The sequence below is a fragment of the Actinoplanes missouriensis 431 genome, assembly GCF_000284295.1.
Lineage (GTDB): Bacteria > Actinomycetota > Actinomycetes > Mycobacteriales > Micromonosporaceae > Actinoplanes > Actinoplanes missouriensis.
The window spans coordinates 2412951-2433786 of sequence record NC_017093.1 but is presented as its reverse complement, the minus strand read 5'-3'; the positions used below and the strand labels follow the sequence as shown (position 1 = coordinate 2433786).

Genomic DNA, 20836 nt, shown 5'->3' with positions numbered 1-20836 from the left:
GCTACGGGGCCGTAGTGTGGGCGGTCGCCCTCAGCGTGCGGTACTTCCGGCAGATGCGGACGAACGCGTCGGAGCGCCGGGTCAGCGCCGAACGGGAACGCGGGCACATGGCTCGGATCACGGTCGCCGAGGAACGGGCCCGGATCGCCCGGGAGCTGCACGACATCGTCGCCCACTCACTGACGGTGATCGTTCTGCAGGCCAATGGCGCGGCGTACGCCTTCGACCGCGACTCGGAACGTGCCCGCGAGGCGTTGCGCACCATCGGCGCCACCGGCAGCGACGCCCTGGAGGAGATCCGGCAGCTGGTCGAGCTGCTGAGGGCCGACGACGACAGCCCGTCCGACCGGATGCCGGTGGCCTTGGACCAGCTCGAGACGGTGGTGCAGCGGGCCCGCGACGCCGGTCTGACGGCCGAGCTGGTCGTGCGCGGCACACCGCCTGACGTACCCGGCGGGGTGGCGCTCGCCGTCTGCCGGATCGTGCAGGAGTCGCTGACGAACACGGTGAAGCACGCCGGCCCGGACCCGTCGGCCACCGTCACCGTCGATTATCGGGACGACGCCATCGACGTCGAGGTGACGGACTCCGGCCACGGCGGTGAGCCCGCTCTCCCGGGTGGGCACGGCCTCGTCGGCATGCGGGAGCGCGTCGCCCTGTACGGCGGGACCTTCGCAGCCGGGCCGGGACCGGACGGTGGCTGGCGCGTGCACGCCGGCATTCCGGTCGGCACGGCCGTCCGGGCGGTGACCACAGAATGATCAGGGTCGTTCTCGTCGACGATCAGCACCTGGTCCGGGCCGGTTTCCGGATGGTGCTGGATTACCAGGACGACATGACAGTGGTGGGCGAGGCCGGCGACGGCGCGGAGGCGCTGCGCCTGCTGCGTACGACCGAGGCCGACGTCGTCGTGATGGACCTGCGGATGCCGGTGCTCGACGGGATCGCCGCGACCGGGCGGATCTGTGAGGCCGGCCCGACGCTCCGGGTGCTGGTGCTGACCACGTTCGACACCGACGAGGAGGCGTTCGCCTCGCTGCGGGCCGGCGCCAGCGGTTTCCTGCTCAAGAGCTCGCCGCCGGACGACCTGCTGAACGCGATCCGGGTGGTGGCCGGCGGCGACGCGGTCGTCGCGCCCCGGGTGACCCGCAAGCTGCTGGACCGCTTCGCCGGCCGGCTCGTCGCGGGCGGGCCGGACGCGTCCGCCCCGCCCGATCTCACCGACCGTGAGCGGGAGGTGCTGCTGCTGGTGGCGCAGGGGCTGTCGAACCTCGAGATCGGCTCCCGGCTGCAGGTCGCTGAGGCGACCGTGAAGACCCACGTCGGCCGGATCCTGGCGAAGCTCGGCCTGCGCGACCGGGTGCAGGCGGTGGTCTTCGCCTACGAGTCGGGGCTGGTCCGGCCCGGCGGCTCGTAGGAGTCATCGACGCAGCTGGATCAGCGGGCCGGGCCGACGCGGTCGAGGAACTCCTCGACCTGCCGTCGCAGGTGTTCCGGAGCGGCCTGCCAGACCTGAAACCGCATCAGCTCGCGCAGCTTGACCGCTTTTACCTCGTCCGGGGCATTGTTGCGCAGCTGCAGGTGGAGCCACATGTGGTCCAGCTGCTCCGGAAAGTCCCAGTAATTCCCGGCGCCGAACTCGGGAGCTTGCGGCCCGGGATCCGGCATGACGAAGACCTCGTCGGCGGTCATCGGCGGGTCGACGCTGATGATGCGGAGGCCGAACCGCTTCACCAGCGCCCGCAGCTGCGCCCGATATTCCTCGACCGTCTCGTCGGTCGCCAGTTCGTCCTCGGACAGCAGCATGAAGACCCAGCCGATTTCCGCGCGATGGCCGAGGTCGAGGACCAGGCGGATGCCGTCGCTGCCGTCGCGGAATCCATGCGCGATGCTCATCCGCGCGCCGGGTCCCTCGGTCAGCGGCACCCGGTCGAGATGCAGCGTGTCGATCACCTGCTGGAGCTGGTCGGGGGTGAGTTCGCCGTCGCAGTGCACGCTCAACGCGGGCCAGAGCATGACGCCTGTTCCTTCCTGTCAGGGCCGGTTGCGTGATCAGCTTAAGAGGACGGAGCCAGCCGGAAGGGGTTGGTCCACGCCCGATTCCCCTCCGCGTCCTCGACTGTCACCCGGCACCACCCCCGCCGGAACATCGCCACCGGCAGAGACCCCTCGGTCAACGACAAACCCTCGATCAGCTGTACGCCCGGATCACCCCCCGTGACCATCACCTTGCGCGCGGCCGAGCAGCTCACGTGCACCGCACCGTCACCGACCCGGACATCGTGGATCTCGGGTCCGGTGCTGGAGTAGTAGTGGCCGGCTTTCAGCGCTGCCAGCAGCGCCTCCGGGGTCAGCTCCTCGGCACGCACCTGCACCCAGGCCCGGCAGCCCGGCGGGTCCTGCGGCTGGAAGTGCGCGTCGTCGGCGGCGTACGCGGTGAGCCGGTGCCCCCGGTTGACCAGCACGTCGGTCAGATGCCAGCTGTCGCCCCGGTCCTCCCGGACGGACAGCGCGTTGTAGGCCTCGACCGCGTGCGCCGCGTCCAGGCGCTCGGCGTCCACGGCGGTGAGCAGGGACGCGGCGGGGTGCGCGATGCCGATGAACGCCCCGGCGTCCCGCGCCCGGCGGGTCAGGGCGACGTCGCTCTCCTCCGGCCCCGGGGGCGCGAAGCCGAGCGGCAGCCCGACCGCGAGGATGTGCCACTCGGCGGAGAACTCGGTGCGCGGCGGATGCAGTTCGGCGCCGATCAGCGTGGTGAAGCCGGGGACGCGCAGCGACCGGGTGTCGGTGAGCGGAAACCCGTACCGCTCCCGGAAGTGGTCGGTGATCGCCAGGAAGTCGTAGCCGGCGTCCCGGTAGCGGCGGGCCACCTCCTCCGGCGGCAGCGCGCCGTCGGAGCGGTCCGAGTGGGTGTGCAGGTTCCCGCGCCAGAAGCGGCCGGGCCGGTGAAAGGGTAGAGCGTCCACCGGCCCCACTCTGCCATCGCGGCCCGCTGTCAGCTCTGCCCGGACGGGCGCGGGGCGTAACCCGGCGGCTGCTGCGGCGGCGGCAACAACGGCTCCAACGGTACGACCGGGCGGGTCACCGGCTTCTCCGCCGTCACCTCGACCTCCTCGCCGTAGAGCAGGATCGGCAGCGTGGCGCCCTCGCCGTCGCGCAGGCTGACCCGCGCGGTCGTGTGGTCGGCCTCGACCAGCAGACGCACACCGCTGTGCCGCAGGTTGAAGCGCAACCGGGTGATGCCGGACGGCAGCCGGGGCGCGAGATCGGGCACCGACGAGTGCGAGCGCAGGCCGCCGAAGCCTTCGACGATCGCCGACCAGGCGCCGGCCAGCGACGCGATGTGCAGGCCGTCGCGGGTGTTGCCGTGCAGGTCCCGCAGGTCGACCACGGCGGCTTCCCAGGCGTAGTCGTGCGCCAGCTCCAGGTGGCCGACGTCGGCGCACATCACCGCCTGGGTGCAGGCGGAGAGCGACGAGTCCCGTACCGTGATCCGCTCGTAGTAGTCGACGTTGCGGGCCTTCTGCTCGGGCGTGAAGTCGCCGCCGCACCAGTGCATGGCGAGCACCAGGTCGGCCTGCTTGCACACCTGACGGCGGTAGAGCTGGAAGTACGGCGCCTGCATCATCAGCGGCTCGTGCGAACCCGACTCGGGGAAGTGCCACGGCGCGTACCGGGTGAAGCCCTCCGACTGCGGGTGCACGCCGAGCCGCTCGTCGTACGGGATGTGCACCGCGTTCGCCGCGGCCAGCCATGCCTCCGGCTCGTCCGGCGCGACGCCGAGACGCTCGGCGAGAGACGGGTCGCGGGTGCACGCGTCGGCGGCGGCGCGCATGTTCCGGGCGGCCATCAGGTTCGTGAAGACGTTGTCGTCGGCGACCGCGCTGTACTCGTCCGGGCCGGTCACACCGTCGACGTGCCAGGCGCCGGACGCGTCGTGGTGGCCGTGCGACGCCCACAGCCGCGCGGTCTCCACCAGGATCTCCGGGCCGAAGTCCAGCTCGGTTCCGGTGATCAGGCGGTACTCCTCGACGGCGCGGGCCACGACCGCGTTGAGGTGCAGCGCGGCGGTGCCGGCCGGCCAGTACGCCGAGCACTCCGCGCCGCCGATGGTCCGCCACGGGTAGGCCGCGCCGGACAGGCCCAGGGTCGCCGCGCGGTCCCGGGCGTGCGGCAGGATCGAGTGCCGCCAGCGCAGCGCGTCCGCGGCGGCCCGGGGCGCGGTGTACATCAGCAGCGGCAGCACGAACCCCTCGGTGTCCCAGAACGCGTGCCCGTCGTACCCGGGACCGGTCAGGCCCTTGCCGGGGATCGGGCGGCCCTCGGCGCGGGCGCCGGCCTGCAGCACGTGGAACAGTCCGAATCGGACAGCCTGCTGGAGTGTCGGGTCACCCTCGATCTCCACGTCGGCGGCGTCCCAGAAGTCGTCGAGGTACTCCCGCTGCTCCGCGACGAGGCCGTCCCAGCCGGCGTAGCGTGCCGTGTTCAGCGACGCGGCGACCTGGTCCCGGAGGGCCTCGGTGGAGCGGGACGTGCTCCACCCGTACCCCAGGAATTTGATGATGCGCAGACGCCCGCCGGGCGGCAGGAGGGTGACCACCGTGGTGCGCGCCCAATCGGGGCGGACGTCGGTCTCCTCCTGGTAACCGGAGGGGCAGTCGATCACGTGATCCATGCCGGCGGCCAGCAGGAGTCCGCTGGACCGGGTGCGGTGCAGCAGCACCGCGCCGTGCTGCTCACGATCCTGCTCGACGGCGATCAGGGGGTTCTTGAGGGCGGCGGCGACGCGCGGGTCGTCGGAGACCTTCGCCTGCTCCTCGTTGGCGGCGAGCCCGGACTGCACGGTGATCCGGACCTGCCGGTCGACGGCCTCCACCTCGTAGCAGATCGCGGCGACCGCCCGCTGGGTGAACGAAACCAGTCGCCGGCTGGTGATCCGCACCCGGCGGCCGGCCGGTGACTCCCAGTCGACGTTGCGGCGCAGCATGCCGGCGCGCAGGTCGAGGACGCGCTCGTGGGAGTGCAGCACGCCGCTGCCGACGTTGAACTGCTCGTCGTCGACCATCAACCTGATCAGCTTGCCGTCGGTCACGTTGACGACGGTCTGTCCCTGTTCGGGATAGCCGAAACCACCCTCCGGGTACGGCAGCGGACGATCCTCGTAGAACGAGTTCAGGTACGTTCCGGCGATCCCGTGCGGCTCACCCTCGTCGAGGTTGCCGCGCATGCCGAGGTACCCGTTGGCGAGGGCGAGCACCGACTCGGTCTGTGCGAGGAGGCTGGTGTCGAGCCGGGTCTCGCGCACCGCCCAGGGCTCGGCGGGGCAGATGTCTTGGCTGATCACAGCAGGGCAATTACCGCAGCCCGGCCCCCGGGAAACTGGCAGTTTGCTGAGTTAGGCAGGATGCTCGGGTGCGGAGCTACCTGATTCCCGCGATTGCGGCGACCGTGGTCCTGGCCGGAGGCGGGCTGATCTATGTCGGCGCCGGCTCGTCCGGGGACGACCCGGCGACCATCGCGTCGTCGCCGTCGCCCACCGGCCCGAGCGCCGAGGAGCTGGCGGCGGCCGAGCAGGCCAAGCGGGTCAAACAGCTGGACGCGGCGCTGAAGAAGGTGGCGACCGGTGGCGCGGAGTTCTCGGTCGCGGTCCTCGATGCGAAGACCGGCCAGACGTACGCGTACCGCGGCGCCACGACATACGACACCGCCAGCATCGTGAAGGCGGACATCCTCGCCTGCATGCTGCTCAAGGCCCAGGACGCGGATCGCGAGCCGAGCCCCAAGGAGATGAAGCTGGCGAAGCCGATGATCGAGCTCAGCGACAACAACGCCACGACGTCGCTGTTCCAGCGAATCGGCGGGAAGGCGGCGGTCACCAAGTGCAACAAGCGGCTCGGCCTGACCGCCACCACGATCGACGTGCACTGGGGCCTGACCCGGACCACCGCCGCCGACCAGGTGAAGCTGCTGACCGCCCTCGACTCCCCCGAGGGGCCGCTCGACGAGGAGTCGCAGCAGACCGCTTTCGATCTGATGGCCGGGGTCGACGAGCAGCAGGACTGGGGTGTGCCGAGCATCGCGAAAGCCGGCGAGACGGCGACGGTGAAGAACGGCTGGGACACCCGGGACGCGGACGGCGGCAAGTGGGTGGTCAACACGATCGGCCGGGTCACGTCGGACGACGTCGACGTGTCGGTGGCGGTGCTCTCGCACGACAACGCGTCGCAGGAGAAGGGCATAGCTTTGGTGGAGAAGGTCGCCAAATTAACCAGAAAGTACCTTGAATACTGAGTCAGCGGCGCTTGCGGTGGACCCTCTCGCCGCGCAGCCGGTCACGCCAGGCCTGCAGGTGCTTCATGTTCGGCTGGCCGATGTTCTCGTCCGGCGGGTAGATGGTCATCCGCTCGGCCTCGATCTCCCGCTCGACGTAGACGAGGGCCTGTTCCGGGTCGCCGTTGCGCTCCAGGGCGAGCGCAAGGGCGTACCAGGTCTCGCGCAGGTCCTCGATCCGGGCCGGTTGCAGCGCCTCCAGCTCGGGGAGCATCTCGGCGTACACCTGGACCGCCTCCTCCAGGTCCCGTTGTCCCGCAGCAGGTAACCCACCTCACGCCGTACCAGAAGGGTGTCCTTGTGGGTGGGCCCCAGCACCCGGCGCATGTCGTCGCTGAGCGCCCGCGCCTCGGCGATCGCCGCGGGCCGCCCGGCCGCCTCGGCGGTGATCTGAACCAGCTCCCGGCGGGCGGCCAGGGTGTCCGGGTGGTCGGCGCCGTACTCCGCCGCGCGGCCGGCCACCTCCTCCTCGGCGAGCCGGCGCGCCGCGGCAGGGTCGCCCTCCTTCCGCAGCCACCACCGCAGCTTCTGCCGGGCCTGCACGGTGTCCGGATGCCACCGGCCCAGCGCGCTGGTCAGGTACTGGATCCCCTGCTCGGCCCGGTCGCCGGCCATCGACTCCGGCCGTTCCCAGGGCGCGAACCCGCGCAGCGTCGACCGGCGTCGCATGAGCTCTCGGATTCCCATCCGGTGACTCCTTGATCTAGACGGTGACGAAAACAAGCGCGATGCCGTACGCCGTTATCGCGCCCGCCGGGGCCGGATCGGTCACCCGCTCATCGTCACATTCCGATGCCGCCCTGTATACGAACTAGCTTTCGAAGAGGTGCTGGAGGCCGATCACGTCGAAGACCCGGCGCACGATCCCCAGCGCCCCGGCGAGCCGGAACCCGATCCCGGCCGCCTCGGCGGCGAGGTACCCCTCCAGGATCGCGCTGACCGCCTCGGAGTCGATGAACCGCACTCCGCGCAGGTCGACGACGAGCCGCGCTTCGTCGGGCGCCGCGTCCTCGACCGCGGCCAGCAGGGACTCACGGATCTCGTCGCGAGCTCCGATGTCCAGGTCTCCGGTGAGCGCGACAGTGATCACGCCGGGGGCCGGCGACCGCAAGATCGTGAAGTAATCGTCCGGCACAATAATTGTCTACCAGCAAATAATGCGGTCCGCATCCGGCGCACGAGCGACGCCCGGCCCGCGCCGGACGCCCCCCTACCGTAGGACTCAGCTCTCCGACGCCCACAACAGGGCACGTCCGAGCTGGGACTGCAGGCCCTTCGCGTGCAGCCGCCAGATCGGGTCGGTCCCGATCAGGACGACGCCGTTGCCGGCCGCTGTGGTGCTTCGCACGATCGCCGCCTGCCCGGCCGCCCGGTCCTGGCCGCCGGTGCCGTCCGCGGCCGGCGCCCACCAGCCCGCCAGCAGCGGATCAGCGGCATAGGACTGCTCCACCGTCACGTCGGCGCCGAGCCCGGTGTACCAGACCGGCTGCGCGATGAACGAGTGCGGAATCGCGCCGGAGGTGACCGGCCCCCCGGTGTTCACCACGTTCATCACGCCGCTGGCCAGGCTCGGTCCGGAGTGCGCGGTGACGCTGATCAGCCCGGCCGCGGCGCCGAACGCGGGACCGGCGGTGTCCACGCCGACCACACCACCACCCCGTCCGAGGTACGCGTCGAGCGCCGCCCGGTTCTCGGCGGTCAGCGTCGCCGGGTTCAGCGTGCTCGCCACCAGCAGCACGTCGACGTCAGCGGTCAGGGTCGCAGCGAGCGTCGCCGGAGTGACCGCGCGGGCCTCGAAGCCGGTGTCCGCGAGCGTGTCCCGGACCTCGACCCCGCCGACGTACCCGACCACGACCTCGTCGAGCAGCGTGCCGGACCAGCGCTTCGGCGCCCGCTCGATGGTGACGTCGTGCTCGGCCACCTCGGCCGCGACCAACCGGCGGTAGGACTGCGGGACGACCACCGAGCCGTCGGCCAGCCGGTAGACCCGCGCGCCGGCGTCCAGCAGGTCGTTGACCGCGCGCAGGTCGGTCGCGTCCTGGATGTTCAGCCGGTAGTCGGTGCGCCCGGACGGCAGATCACCGCGGACCACCCCGTCGTAGACCCGGCGCAGCGTCACCCAGGGCAGCTCGTTCCACAACGTGTCCACGGTCGCGCCCCAGGTCAGACCCTGACTCCAGCCCGCCGGACCGGCATAGAGGTCGGAAACCCGGTCGGTGATGTCGGCGCCCGGCTCCAGCAGCGAGTTCACGATCCCGCGTTTCGGCTGGTGAAGATCAACAACATAGGACCCCACCGGGTACGTCTTTCCGCCCGCCCGGAAATTCGACCCCGCCCGCCAGACCCGGCCGCCGCTGCCGATCAGCAGGTCGACGAGTCGCGCCGCGGCGGCTTCGGAGTGCTGGCGGTCACCGGCCGGGATCACGTAGGAGCGGGGGAACTCGGTGCGGTAGTCGTCCTCCGGCCCCCAGCCGGGCACGTACCCGTCCGGGATGTCCCGCAGCGGCTCACCGGCCCAGCCCCGGCGGTACACCTCGGCCTGGTCGAAGATCAGCTGGTTGCGGTTCGCCTGGATGTACTCCAGCGACTTCGCGATCGCCACCTCGTGCACGTCGGTGTTGATCCCGGAGCGCCGCAGCTTCTCGGCCGGAGTGAGGTTGCCGCGCGGGTTCAGCGGCGCCTCGATGGTGTACGGGATGCTCGACTGCAGCAGCGAGAACGACGGCACGTAGATCGGCGGGAAGTCGTCCCAGACGCCCGGCTCGTCGTCGCGGAACGGGATCCGGGCGGACTGCGTCTCCGGGTACCCGAGATCCTTGAGCCCCTGCTCGATGCCGAGCGCGTTCGGCAGCGCGTGCTTGATGAACAGGTCGTACTCGTTGTTGACGTTGTGCGGCGGCGTGCTCGGGTGCAGCAGCGTCGGGCTGACGTACCCGTGCAGGTCCAGCGTGATGATCGGCTTGACGTCGACCGCGAGCTCGCGGATCAGGTTCGTCTCGGGCTGGCTCACGATGGTCAGGTCGCGGTTCAGGTCGTACCCGTTGCCGTTGGCCCGCGTCCCGGCAACGCGCCCGTCCGGGTTGGACGTGATGTTGAAGACCAGCCGGTTGCGTCGCAGGAGCGTGGCGATCGCCGGATCGGTGCTGGTGGCGTACTCCTCGATGACCCGCAACGCGGCGTCGGTGCCCTCCCACTCGTTGCCGTGGATGTTGGCGTTGACGAAGAGCGGCGTCTTGTAGTCGCGCAGCAGCTGCCGGTCGGTGCGGGCACGGACCGGGTCGTCCTCGATCCGGCGCTTCCAGCGTTCCTGCCGCTGCGCCTCGGCACGCGACTCGGGCGCGGTCACGGTCACCACGTACAGGTCGTAGCCGCCGGCCGACTTCCCGGCCACCCGCGCGGAGACCCGCTTGCTCGCCTTCTGCAGGGCGTTGAGCTTGGGCGCGATCTCGTCGTAGGGGATCACGCCGATCGGGATCGACGCGTCGTCCGGGTCGTCCGGCCAGACCGGGAGCACGTTCTGGCGCGGGTACCCCGCGATGTCGCCGACCGGGGTGGCCGTCGGCGGCACAGCGGGCAGGGCGTCGGCGTGAGCGGGAGCGTTCCAGGCGGTGACGAGGAGGACGGCGGCCGCGGTGGAGGCGGCGAGTCTTCGCAACATGCTGGCGATCGTCGATCCTTACAACCAGGACAGTCAATGTCCGTAAGCGCACATTGCCTATCGGTCTAATAGGTTTTAAGATCCACCGGTCAGCGCGCGCAGGCCGGCCGCGGTGAGCACCCCGATCAGCACGGCGAGCAGCAGCGGAACCTTCGCCAGGCGGGCGCCGACCACGGCGGCGAGGGCGGCGAGGACGACCCAGTCCACGTCGGCCCAGCGCCGTCCCAGCATCTCCACGACGATCAGCCCGGCGAGCAGAGCGGGCGCGAGAAGCGCGATCACGCCGACGCTCCACCACGGCAGCTCCCGGTCCCCGAGGAGGGCCGGCCCGGCCGCTTTCACAGCGAAACTCCCCGCCGCCACCGCGACGATCGCCAGCCACAACGTCACGGCCGCCCCTCCCCCGGAGAAACGCCATCTCCCCCACTCCTCGCCCCGCCCTCCACGCTCGCCGCCCGCCCGCCCTCCACGCTCGCCGCGGCACGGCCCTCCTGCGAGCGCGCGGCGGGTGTCCGGCTGCGCAGCCCGACGAGCGCGCCCGCCGTGGCGCCGACCAGCGCGACACCGGCCGGCACCCACCAGAGCAGCCCGGCCGCCACCGCCCCGCCGATCCCCGCCGCGAACAGCGCCCCATGAGCAAGTCCCGGCCCGCCTGACGCCGCTCCCGACCCGCCTGACGCCGCTCCCGGCCCGCCGCGGCTCGACGCCGAGCCGCCGCCGTCCGGCGCCGCCGCGCGGCTTCGGTTCGCTCGGTGGGCCCGGTGCTCGGCGCGGAGCTCGTCCAGGAGCAGGACCAGGAAGAACGCCGAGAACACCACGTCCAGACCGAGCCGCTCGACCAGGCCGGGTGAGGGCGCGGCGAGCACCCCGAGGACCGTGCCGGCCACCCACGCCGGCCACTGCACGATCGTCGCGCCGAACAACCGCCGGCGGTCGAACCGGCCGCCGCCCAGGTGCGCGGCCACCCACGAGCCGTCCACGACGGCCTGCCCCTGGAGAGCCCGCCGGAACCGCCCGCCGGACAGGCTCGGACCGACCGCGAGCCCCATCGGCAGGAACCGCCCGTTGATCAGCAGCGCCGCGCCGATCGCCGGCCCGATTCCCCCGCCGCCGGCCAGGGCCGCGAGCAGCGCGAACTGCGCCGAACCGGAGAAGATGAGCACGGAGGCCACGATCGCGGCGAGTGGGCTCCAGCCCTGGTCATGAGCCGTGGCCCCGAACGTGATCGCCAGCACGAACCCCGCAGCGGCCAGGCCGGCGCCGACCCGCATCCCTCCGACGAAACGCTGTCGCGCGGTATCCACTCCCCCGACCGTACTGTGAGCGCCGGGATCCGCATCCCGGGACGGGAGCCGCCCGGCCGGCCGGTCTCATCGGGGCCGGCGCATCTCACCCCTGGTGGATGAGGCGGACCGGGCGAAAGCGCTCCTAGCGTCCTGGCATGGACGCGCTGCTGGGATCACTGACCGAAACCGAACTGGCCCTGGTCCGCGAGACCGATCCGGATCGGATCGCCACGCTGGACGAGGACGCCCTGATCGAGCTGCACAACCGGGTGCGGCGAGCGCGGAACAAGTACGTGAAGGCGTACCGGCGACGGGCCGCCGACCGGGTCGGGGAGGCCGGCGGCCGGGGCAAGGCACACGCGCAGAACGCCCGGCGCCGGGCGAAGGCCGAGGTGTTCGAGGGACTGCTCGCGGCGGTGAGCCAGCAGCTCGCGGTGCTGGCGAGGGCGAGCGCCGAGGCGTACGAGGTGGAGCGATTGAAGGCCGAACCGCCGCCGCCGGCACCGAAACCGCGGCAGAAGCCGCAAAAGGCGAAGCAGAAGAAGGTCGCCCCGCAGCGCACCGACAAGCGCCCGAACTCCCCCGACCTGCGCAAACGCGCCGCGTCGACCCGAGCGACGAACGCCCGGCAGCAGGCCCGCAAGGACAAACGCTCCTGAGCCGCCCACGCCGGGGGCCGGTCACCGTCTTGACGAGACAGTGACCGGCCCCTATTTTTGTCGCAAAGATTTTCAGAAAGTTTCACTCCTGTTGCAGCAAGACATCCCCCATCCCCCGCAGGAGATCCCCCATGACCCGTCGCCGCAGCCGTCTCACCACCGCCCTCGCCGCCACCACCCTGGCCGTCGGACTCGGCGGGTTCGGCCTCAGCTCGATCATCACCGGCCCGGACGCGCTCGCCGCGCCGCCCGGCAGCAAGGACGTCACCGCCGTGATGTTCGAGTGGTCGTTCGCCTCGGTCGCCCGTGAGTGCACCAACCGTCTCGGCCCGCTCGGATACGGATACGTCCAGGTCTCGCCCCCGCAGGAGCACATTCAGGGCAGCCAGTGGTGGACGTCGTACCAGCCGGTCTCGTACCGGATCGCCGGTCGCCTGGGTGACCGGAACGCGTTCGCCTCCATGGTCAGCACCTGTCACGCCGCGGGCGTGAAGGTCGTCGCCGACACCGTGATCAACCACATGAGCGCGGGTTCCGGAACCGGCACCGGCGGGACCGGCTACAGCAAGTACAACTACCCCGGCTACTACTCCGACGCCGACTTCCACTCCTGCCGGACCGCGATCAGCGACTACACCAACCGCTCCAACGTCCAGGACTGCGAGCTGGTCAACCTCTCCGACCTGAACACCGGCAGCGACTACGTGCGCGGCAAGATCGCCGGCTACATGAACGACCTCGCGTCGCTCGGCGTGGACGGCTTCCGGATCGACGCGGCGAAACACATGTCCGCTTCCGATCTGTCCGGCATCAAGGCGAAGCTGAGCAACACCGGCGCGTACTGGAAGCAGGAGGTCATCTTCGGGGCCGGCGAGGCGGTCCAGCCGACGGAGTACACCGGCACCGGCGACGTCCAGGAGTTCCGCTACGCCCGCGACCTCAAGCGGATCTTCCTGAGCGAGAACCTCGCCTACCTGTCGAACTTCGGCGCCTCGTGGGGCTACCTGCCGAGCAACCAGGCAGCAGTCTTCGTCGACAACCACGACACCGAGCGCGGCGGCGACACGCTGAGTTACAAGAACGGCTCCGCGTACACGCTTGCCCAGGTGTTCGCGCTCGCCTGGCCCTACGGCGCACCCGACGTCAACTCCGGTTACGAGTTCAGCGACCACGACGCGGGACCGCCGAACGGCGGCACGGTCAACGCCTGTTACAGCGACGGATGGAAATGTCAGCACGCCTGGCGGCAGATCGGCAACATGGTCGGCTTCCGCAACGGGGTCTCCGGAACGGCCGTCACCAACTGGTGGAGCAACGGCGGCGACCAGATCGCTTTCGGACGCGGCAGCAAGGGCTATGTCGCGATCAACCACGAGGGCAACTCGCTGACGCGTACCTTCCAGACCTCGCTGCCGGCCGGGACCTACTGCGACGTGCAGCACGGCGACCCGGTTGCCGGCGGCGGGTGCACCGGAACCACGTACACGGTCAACACATCGGGCCAGTTCACGGCGACGATCCCGGCCGGTGAGGCGGTGGCGCTCTACGTCGGGGCGACAGGTGGCGTCACGCCCACCACCGGCACCACCACGAATCCCCCGGCCGGCTCCGGCGCGAGCTTTGGCGTGACCGCGACGACCACTCTCGGACAGAACATCTTCGTGGTCGGCAACCAGGCCGCGCTCGGCAACTGGGCCCCGGCGAGCGCCGTCGCGCTCTCCTCGGCGTCCTACCCGGTCTGGAAGGGCACGGTCACGCTACCGGCGGGCACCAGCTTCGAGTACAAGTACCTGCGCAAGAACGCCGACGGCAGCGTCACGTGGGAGTCCGGCGGCAACCGCACGGCGACCGTCCCGGCAAGCGGTTCGGTCACCCTCAGCGACACCTGGCGCAACTGACCCATCCGGTACGGGAACCGGGACCGGCGGCTGCCCATACCCGCCGGTCCCGGTTCCCGCCGATGCCGTGGTGCCCGGCCGTTACTGTGCACGCATGGTGTTACCAGCCGTGGCCGCCCTGCTCGCGACCTCGTTCATCCCCGTGGCGGCGGCCGCGGAATCACCGCGGACCGTGTGCCGCATCACCGACGACCGGCTCAACGAGATCTCCGGGCTGGTCGCTGACGGTGACGGATACGTGGTGGTCAACGACGGCGCGGACGACCCGGACGGGCGGCGCATCTTCTTCCTGAACAAGCGGTGCAAGGTGACGCGTACCGTCGCCTATCCGTCCCGGCCCCGCGACACCGAGGATCTGGCGCGCGCCGCGGACGGGACGATCTGGGTCGGGGACATCGGCGACAACGGCAACAGCCGGGAGACGATCGGGCTGTGGCGGCTCGCCCCCGGCGCGCGGAAACCGGCACTGTTCCGGCTCTCCTATCCGGACGGCGCCCGCGACGCCGAGGCGCTGCTCGTCTCCGGCGACGGCACCCCCGTGGTGATCACCAAGGACCCGGTGACGGCCGGGGTCTATGTGCCGGCGGAGCCGCTGCGGGCCGATGGGACGACGCCGATGAAGCGTGCAGGTGACGTGCCCATCCCGGTGACGGCGACGAGCAACCCGTTCGGCTTCGCCGGCCGTCTGGTGATCACGGGAGCCGCGGCCAGTCCGGATGGAACACGGGTGGCACTCCGTACGTACAGTGACGCATTTGAATTTGAAGTCACTGAGGGTGACGTGGTGAAGGCCCTGACAGGTGGCAGCGCCCGGACCACCGCCCTGCCGGACGAGCCGCAGGGCGAGTCGATCGCCTACAGCGCTGACGGATCCGCGCTGCTCACCGTCTCCGAGGGGCGGGATGTGCCGATCCTGAGCTATCCACTATCGACGCCGGCGTCGGCTCCGTCGATCGCGCCGTCACCGTCGCCGTCACCCTCGGTTGCGCCTTCAGCTGCCGCCCCCTCGCCGGTCGCCGCCAGCTTCCCCGTCGGCGCCGTTGCGGCCGGCCTCGCGATGATCGTCGCCGGCGGGGTCACGGGTCTGCTCATCGCGCGGCGGCGACGCTCGTGATCACTCGTTGTGCAGGCGGATGTCGTCAACCTTGACGTCGACGTTGCTCACGTGAAGCCCGTAGTTCTCCACCGCCTCGATCACCGCGGTCCGCACGGCGGCGGTCACCTCGGCCACCACCTCGCCCGCCGCAATCACCAGCACCACCGTGATGTCCACGTCGAGACCGTTCACCCGGGCCGAGACGCCGCGCGTGGCGTCGCCGACCTTGTCCAGGCCGATCCCGTCGAGCACCCGGTTGAAGAACCGCGCCACGTCACCGCCGAGCTCCGCCACACCGGGCACCGACCGGGCCGCCGCCGACGCGAGCTTCTCGACCACCTCACGCTCGAAGTGCGTCTGCCCGCGGTAGGCCGCGACCTCCACGACCTCCGCGCCTCCGCGCTGCGGCGGAACGGCCGGGACCACGGCAGGCAGAAAAATCTCCTGGGTACGGTCCGCGCGAAACTCGCCGTCGTCGTTCATGAACGTCCCTAACCTGGTGCCGGCCGAAGCGACGTGAGCCTACTAGATCCATTTCGGCCCGTAGTGGGTGTAGAAAGTGATCGTGATGACTGCGGCCGTGTTCCTCGTCGCCCTCTGCCTCCGGCCGGCGATCACGGCGGTCGGGCCGCTGTTGCCGCAGATCAGCGTCGACGAGCATCTCGGTGAGGCCGCGCAGGGCCTGCTCGGCGCGCTGCCGCTGCTCGCGTTCGCACTGGTGTCACCCCAGGTGCATCGGCTGGCCCGCCGACTGGGTACGGAACGCGCGGTGCTCGTCGCACTGCTGGTCCTCGCTGCCGGGGGAGTCGTCCGGTCGTACGCCGGAGATGGTGGGCTCTGGGTCGGCACCGTCGTGATCGGCTGCGCCATCGCGGTCGGGAACGTGCTCGTCCCGGTGATCGTGAAACGGGACTACGCCGCGAACGTCTCACGGGCCACCGGCTACTACACCGCGTGCATCACCCTCGCCGCCGCAACCGCTTCCGCCCTCGCCGTGCCGATCGCCGGGCTGGCCTCCTGGCGGTTGGCGCTGAGCGTGTGGTCGCTGCTCGCCCTGCTGATAGCGGCAATCTGGCTACCCCGCACCCGCCCCCGCACAGCGGCGGCGAGGGCGGCGGCGACGGGCCCGGCAGGGGCAGGCGCGGGGCAGGCGGGCGCGGCGGAGGCAGGCGCGGCAGGGGCGGACAGCGCTGCGGCGGAGGCGGGCGCGGCGGCTTTGGCCGGCGTCAGCGTCTGGCGGCAGCCGCGCGCCTGGCTGATCACGGCCTTCATGGGCCTGCAATCGACGACGTTCTACGTGCTCGTCACCTGGCTGCCCACCGTCGAGATCGACGGTGGCGTCTCCGAACGAACCGCCGGCCTGCACCTCTTCCTCTTCCAGGGCATGGGCATCATCGGCGGCCTGACCATCCCGTTCCTGCTCCGCCACCCCCGTCACCGCTCCCTCGGCGCGGTCGTGGCAAGCCTCCCGGTCCTGCTGGCGATCATCGGCCTGCTCACCGCGCCGGCCCTGGCCGTCCTGTGGGCGGCGATAGCCGGACTGGGCCAGGGCGCAGCCCTGGTCACCGCCCTCACACTGATCAGCCTGGGCGGCCGGGACCACGCCGAAACCACCCGACTGTCCGGAATGGCCCAGTCACTCGGCTACCTCCTGGCAGCCTCGGGCCCCTTCCTGGCCGGCCTCCTGGCCGAACAGACGGGCAACTGGACGGCGTCCCTGTTCCTGGTGGCAGCATTCGCCCTACTGCAGATCACCGCAGGCGCGGCAGCCGCCCACACCCGTGTGCCCCGCAGCCCCCAGCTTTAGCTCCCACCCCTTTACGACACCCGGGCGAGCAGCGACTCCACCTCAGGAGCGGTCACGTTGGCGCCGAACAACTCGGTGCCGGGCTCCATGCGTACCCCCGAGGGAAGAGACCCGGCAATCACCGCGTCGAAACCGAGGGAATCGACCAATGCCGCGGTAGCGGCGAGGTCGTCCGCCGAATCCCCCGCGATGGCGATGGCTTTGCGACCGGGCGAGCCCGCCGGACGCGCCTCCGCCTCGAGATCGTGATAGCCCATGTGGTTGAACCCCTTGACCACCCGGGATTCCGGCAGGAACGCCTGCACCAGCTCGCTGGAGGATCCCAGATCGTCGCGGATCCCGTCGACCTCCCACCAGTAGTTCATCGCGTCCACGACCAGTTTTCCGCGCAGTTCCGCAACCGGCACCGACTGGTATTTCCCGAGCGGCAGGGCGAGCACCACGATGTCCGCCCCGGCCGCCGCCTCGACGGCGGAAACGGCGCGCGCGCCCGGGATCAGCACCTCGACGATCAGGCGAATCTTCGCCGGATCGCCGGATCCGGCCACCAGCACGTCATAGCCGGCGGCCACGGCCAGCCGCGCCAGCACGGTGCCGAGTTTTCCCGCACCGAGAATGCCTATCGTGGCCATTACGCCATCATCTCCCGCACCATCGGAGCGACCTTCGCGCCGAACAATTCCACCGCGCGCATCCGGGCACTGGCCGGCTGCGCTCCCGCGGTGTAGATGAGATCAAAGCGTCCGACGCCGAGCGCACCCGCACCCCGCGCAATCTTGCGGGCGACGGTTTCCGGGGAGCCGATGTAGAGCGATCCGTGCTCGACCTCGGCGTCGAACTCGGCTTTGCGCAGCGGCGGCCATCCGCGCAGCGCGCCGATCCGGTCCCGCTGCACCTTGTAGTGCGGGTAGAAGATCTCCTTGGCCTGCTCGTCGGTGTCGGCGATGAAGCCCGGCGAGTGCATGCCGACCGGATGCGCGACGGTGCCGAGCTGCTCGGCGGCACGCTGGTACAGGTCGATGTACGGCGCGAACCGCTCCGGCTGCCCGCCGATGATCGCGAGCATGAGCGGCAGTCCGTGCCGGGCGGTGCGGACCACCGACTGGGGTGAGCCGCCGACGCCCACCCACGTGGAGAGCCGGCCGGATTCGGTCTTGGGGAACACGTCGGCGTCCACCAGCGCCGGACGGGTCTGACCGTTCCAGGTCACCGGCTGCTCGTCCAGGAGCTTGACGAACAGGTCGAGTTTCTCCTCGAAGAGGACTTCGTACTGGCTCATGTCGTAGCCGAACAGCGGGAACGACTCGGTGAACGAACCGCGGCCGAGGATCACTTCGGCGCGGCCGCCGGAGATCGCGTCGACGGTGGCGAAGCGCTGGAAGACGCGCACCGGGTCGTCGGAGCTGAGCACCGTCACGCCGGAGGCGAGTGTGATCCGCGAGGTGCGGGCGGCGATGCCGGCGAGGACGGTCTCCGGCGTGGAGATCGAGTATTCCGGCCGGTGGTGTTCGCCGAGGGCTATCGCGTCCACGCCGAGTTCGTCGGCGAGGACCGCCTCGTCGACGACCTGCCGGATCGCGGCGGCGTGGGTGACGAGCGCGCCGGAGTCGTCCTGCGGCACGTCGCCGAAGGTGTCGAGTCCGAGAATCATCACTGCCTCCAGGTAATTGATATGTCAATCAAGGTGATGGACACGTCAACTACTGCTGGCGATGGTTCATTCCCGGATGTGAGCCGGCCGGCCCCGCGGGACCGGCCGGCCACCGGAGGGATCAGAAGATCAGACCCGGCACTGCCACGTCGTGGCGTCGTAGAAGTTCGCGAAACGGTCCAACCGCGCATACCCATGGGTCAGCTCGGCACAGGCAGCCGGCACATCGATGTCGTAGTAGGTCGGCCCGGCCCGGCCGTACCGCACACAGTGCCAGTCGTAGACCGTCGTCCCGAGCAGTGCGGACCCGCTGTACCCCTTGCCGGTGCAGTACTTCTCGAAGTCCGGCGTGACCACGTCCGGCTGCACCGCCCAGCACGACACCGACGTCGGGTCGTAGAAGTCGTCGATCCGGTCGACCACGTGCTCGTTGCCGTACTGCCAGCGGCAGGCCGCGTCGAACGCCAGGTCACCCTGTCGTCCGCCGGCGACGCAGTGCCAGTCGTACGCGGTCGTGCCGGTGAGCGCCGCATCGGCGTACCCGATGGAACGGCAGTAGGCGCCGATGTCGAGTCCGCCGAGCTGGGTCGGCGGAGGCGGTGAGGCGCTGGCCGGGGTGGTCACGGCGAGCACGCCGGCGAGGCCGACGAGCATCGCGAGCAAGAACTTGCTGATCAGACGCATAGCACTCCTGAACCACGAATGCGGATTTGTCGCCCGAGGAATCTCAAACGAACCTCAAAGGCACGCATAGCCTAAAGTGAATCCGTCGAATTGCAAGGACTTGCAAGGTGTGAATCAACTTGCAGACGTGTGACGCGGAGATGACTGAGGCCCATGGATCTCCCGATGCAGGCGTTCCATCCGCTCGTCGAGCCGCGCCGCGTCCTCGGCCGCCGCGGTCAGCTCGTCCCGCAGCCGCGCCGGCACCTGCGGGCTGTGCTTGTAATAGATCTTGTGCTCGAGACTGGCCCAGAAGTCCATGGCCACGGTCCGCAGCTGCACCTCGACCGGCACCGACACCACGCGCTCCGACATGAAGACCGGGATCTCCACGAGCAGATGCAGGCTGCGGTACCCGTTCGGCTTCGGCTTCGCGATGTAGTCCTTGGTCTGCGTGAGATCCACATCCGGCTGCCGGGTCAGCATCTCGGCGACCGTGTAGACGTCCGAGACGAACCCGCACACCACCCGGATGCCGGCGATGTCGCGGATCCGCTGACGCAAGTCCGCGTACGTGAGCGGGCAGCCGATGCGCTGTGCTTTCGCGGCGATGCTCGTCGGCGTCTTGAGCCGGGGCCGGATGTGCTCGATCGGGTTGCCGGTCCCCCGATGCGCCAGCTCCTCCGCCAGGATCTCCAGCTTCGTCCTGATCTCCGCGAGCCCGAACCGATAGACCATCAGGAAATGATCTAGATCGGTCATGTGCTCATGAAGCACTTCGGGCACCGGACCGGCGCCACGCGGCACTAAATGCCCGTCGTCTGCTCCCGGACGCGAGGTCGCCACCTCGGTGAACCTATCGTTTCCGGCTGCTCGCGGCGCACGTTTGCCTCCACCCGCTGACCCGCCCAGGTTCCGGCGAGCACCAGCACGATTCCGGCCAGCACGATCGGGCCGAGCCGCTCGCCGCCCAGTCCCACCCCGATCAGGACCGCCCACACCGGCTCGGTGCCGAGCAGCAGCGACGCGCGAGCCGCCGAGGTGCGCCGGATGGCCCACAGCTGCACGAGGAACGCAAAGACGCTGCATCCGAGCGCAAGAAAAACCACACCCCACCAATCACTTCCCCGGTACGCGTGGACAGCCGTCCCCAGAGCAGGCCCGGCCGCCACCGTGAACAGCACCGCCCCGACGACCGTCTGCACCGTGGTCAGCGTGACGGTGTCGTAGTCGCGGCCACGGGCGAGATGCCCGGAGAGCGTCACGTGCCCCGCCCGCACCACCGCCGCGGCCAGGATCAACGCGTCGCCGGCCGACGGAGCGCGCAGTCCCGGGCCGGCGACCAGCAGCACCACTCCCCCGACGGCCACCGCCGCCGCGAGGAAGAACGCCGGTGGCAGCCAGCGGCGGCTGACGACGCCTTCGAGCATGGGCGTGAGCAGGATCGTCAGGCTGATCAGCACACCGGCGTTGGTGGCGGAGGTGTGCGCCACCCCGTACGTCTCCAGGGCAAGAACCGAAGCTTGCGTGAGTCCCAGAAGCACGCCCACCGCGATCTCCGGCCGGTTCGGCCGGCGCGGGCGTCGGACCGCGAGCACCGGCAGCATGGCGAGCGCGGAGATCAGGTAACGCAGGGCGAGCAGGCTCAGCACCCCACCGGCCACGGTCAGGCCCTTGGCGGTCAGGTAACTGCTGCCCCAGACGACCGCGACGGCCAGGAGCGGGAGGTCGATCAGCACACCTGGCAGCGTGCGGCACATGACGATGAAGACCAAGGGGCACATTCTC

At 70.4% G+C, this 20836-nt stretch carries 21 protein-coding genes; 7 read left to right on the top strand and 14 right to left on the bottom strand.

The genetic code is table 11. The features are described from left to right. The first annotated feature begins 14 nt into the window (after positions 1-14). Together AMIS_RS42545 and AMIS_RS11560 are read left to right on the top strand one after the other, a co-directional pair. Complete coding sequence (locus tag AMIS_RS42545; protein ID WP_014442454.1) at positions 15-761, top strand: sensor histidine kinase; 747 nt, start codon at positions 15-17, stop codon at positions 759-761. Beyond that, positions 758-1417 (top strand): response regulator, encoded by a 660-nt coding sequence (locus tag AMIS_RS11560; RefSeq protein ID WP_014442453.1) that lies wholly within the window; start codon positions 758-760, stop codon positions 1415-1417. The genes AMIS_RS42545 and AMIS_RS11560 overlap by 4 nt, the downstream gene beginning before the upstream one ends. Positions 1418-1437: 20 nt before the next feature. On the opposite strand, the gene AMIS_RS44050 is transcribed toward AMIS_RS11560, so the two are convergent. From AMIS_RS44050 to AMIS_RS11545, 3 genes are read right to left on the bottom strand one after another with little or no spacing between them, the layout of a single operon-like run. Next, entirely contained in the window at positions 1438-2016 is a 579-nt protein-coding gene (locus AMIS_RS44050) for a hypothetical protein (protein ID WP_014442452.1), read from the bottom strand. A 41-nt stretch (positions 2017-2057) separates the two neighbouring features. Continuing rightward, the gene (locus AMIS_RS11550; RefSeq protein ID WP_041829701.1) at positions 2058-2966 is read right to left on the bottom strand and encodes a CehA/McbA family metallohydrolase; all 909 of its coding nucleotides are present in this window, start codon (positions 2964-2966) and stop codon (positions 2058-2060) included. A gap of 29 nt (positions 2967-2995) precedes the next feature. After that, complete coding sequence (locus tag AMIS_RS11545; RefSeq protein WP_014442450.1) at positions 2996-5344, bottom strand: glycoside hydrolase family 65 protein; 2349 nt, start codon at positions 5342-5344, stop codon at positions 2996-2998. A 104-nt stretch (positions 5345-5448) separates the two neighbouring features. On the opposite strand from AMIS_RS11545, the gene AMIS_RS11540 reads away from it, so the two are divergent. Further along, positions 5449-6291, top strand: a complete 843-nt coding sequence (locus tag AMIS_RS11540) for a serine hydrolase (protein WP_014442449.1) — start codon at positions 5449-5451, stop codon at positions 6289-6291. A gap of 1 nt (position 6292) precedes the next feature. On the opposite strand, the gene AMIS_RS11535 is transcribed toward AMIS_RS11540, so the two are convergent. From AMIS_RS11535 to AMIS_RS40420, 5 genes are all read right to left on the bottom strand, one after another. Continuing rightward, positions 6293-6556 carry a hypothetical protein gene (locus AMIS_RS11535; RefSeq protein WP_041829700.1) on the bottom strand — a complete coding sequence of 88 codons (264 nt, stop codon included), beginning with the start codon at positions 6554-6556 and terminating at the stop codon, positions 6293-6295. A gap of 585 nt (positions 6557-7141) precedes the next feature. Beyond that, positions 7142-7465 carry an STAS domain-containing protein gene (locus AMIS_RS11530; protein ID WP_014442447.1) on the bottom strand — a complete coding sequence of 108 codons (324 nt, stop codon included), beginning with the start codon at positions 7463-7465 and terminating at the stop codon, positions 7142-7144. 87 nt (positions 7466-7552) lie between these two features. Then, complete coding sequence (locus AMIS_RS11525) at positions 7553-9988, bottom strand: M14 family zinc carboxypeptidase (RefSeq protein ID WP_014442446.1); 2436 nt, start codon at positions 9986-9988, stop codon at positions 7553-7555. 75 nt (positions 9989-10063) lie between these two features. Then, positions 10064-10378 (bottom strand): AzlD domain-containing protein, encoded by a 315-nt coding sequence (locus tag AMIS_RS11520; protein WP_014442445.1) that lies wholly within the window; start codon positions 10376-10378, stop codon positions 10064-10066. Continuing rightward, complete coding sequence (locus tag AMIS_RS40420; protein WP_083888609.1) at positions 10375-11292, bottom strand: AzlC family ABC transporter permease; 918 nt, start codon at positions 11290-11292, stop codon at positions 10375-10377. The genes AMIS_RS11520 and AMIS_RS40420 overlap by 4 nt, the downstream gene beginning before the upstream one ends. Before the next feature lie 137 nt (positions 11293-11429). Here AMIS_RS40420 and AMIS_RS11510 point away from each other — a divergent pair, with 137 nt between their 5' ends. The 3 genes from AMIS_RS11510 to AMIS_RS11500 all read left to right on the top strand — a co-directional run bounded on the left by AMIS_RS11510 (position 11430) and on the right by AMIS_RS11500 (position 14945). Continuing rightward, on the top strand, positions 11430-11933 hold the full coding sequence (locus tag AMIS_RS11510) for a hypothetical protein (RefSeq protein WP_014442443.1): 504 nt from the start codon (positions 11430-11432) through the stop codon (positions 11931-11933). A gap of 131 nt (positions 11934-12064) precedes the next feature. Then, positions 12065-13831: a carbohydrate-binding module family 20 domain-containing protein gene (locus AMIS_RS11505; RefSeq protein WP_014442442.1), complete on the top strand. Its 1767-nt coding sequence runs from the start codon at positions 12065-12067 to the stop codon at positions 13829-13831. A 94-nt stretch (positions 13832-13925) separates the two neighbouring features. Next, complete coding sequence (locus AMIS_RS11500; protein WP_014442441.1) at positions 13926-14945, top strand: SMP-30/gluconolactonase/LRE family protein; 1020 nt, start codon at positions 13926-13928, stop codon at positions 14943-14945. Here the strand turns inward: AMIS_RS11500 and AMIS_RS11495 are convergent, their stop codons facing one another. Beyond that, a complete protein-coding gene (locus AMIS_RS11495) occupies positions 14946-15410 on the bottom strand; it encodes an Asp23/Gls24 family envelope stress response protein (RefSeq protein ID WP_014442440.1) in 465 nt (154 codons plus the stop codon). It lies immediately after the preceding gene. A gap of 85 nt (positions 15411-15495) precedes the next feature. Here AMIS_RS11495 and AMIS_RS11490 point away from each other — a divergent pair, with 85 nt between their 5' ends. Continuing rightward, entirely contained in the window at positions 15496-16734 is a 1239-nt protein-coding gene (locus AMIS_RS11490; RefSeq protein WP_014442439.1) for an MFS transporter, read from the top strand. A gap of 11 nt (positions 16735-16745) precedes the next feature. On the opposite strand, the gene AMIS_RS11485 is transcribed toward AMIS_RS11490, so the two are convergent. The 5 genes from AMIS_RS11485 to AMIS_RS11465 form a co-directional block, all read right to left on the bottom strand. Then, positions 16746-17366: an NADPH-dependent F420 reductase gene (locus AMIS_RS11485; protein ID WP_014442438.1), complete on the bottom strand. Its 621-nt coding sequence runs from the start codon at positions 17364-17366 to the stop codon at positions 16746-16748. Then, complete coding sequence (locus AMIS_RS11480; protein WP_041829699.1) at positions 17366-18385, bottom strand: LLM class flavin-dependent oxidoreductase; 1020 nt, start codon at positions 18383-18385, stop codon at positions 17366-17368. The genes AMIS_RS11485 and AMIS_RS11480 overlap by 1 nt, the downstream gene beginning before the upstream one ends. Positions 18386-18514: 129 nt before the next feature. Then, positions 18515-19069, bottom strand: coding sequence for a hypothetical protein (locus AMIS_RS11475; protein ID WP_014442436.1), 555 nt, complete (start codon positions 19067-19069; stop codon positions 18515-18517). A gap of 114 nt (positions 19070-19183) precedes the next feature. Next, complete coding sequence (locus AMIS_RS11470) at positions 19184-19810, bottom strand: GTP pyrophosphokinase (protein ID WP_083888799.1); 627 nt, start codon at positions 19808-19810, stop codon at positions 19184-19186. 44 nt (positions 19811-19854) lie between these two features. Next, a complete protein-coding gene (locus tag AMIS_RS11465; RefSeq protein ID WP_014442434.1) occupies positions 19855-20832 on the bottom strand; it encodes a DMT family transporter in 978 nt (325 codons plus the stop codon). Positions 20833-20836 lie beyond the last annotated feature (4 nt).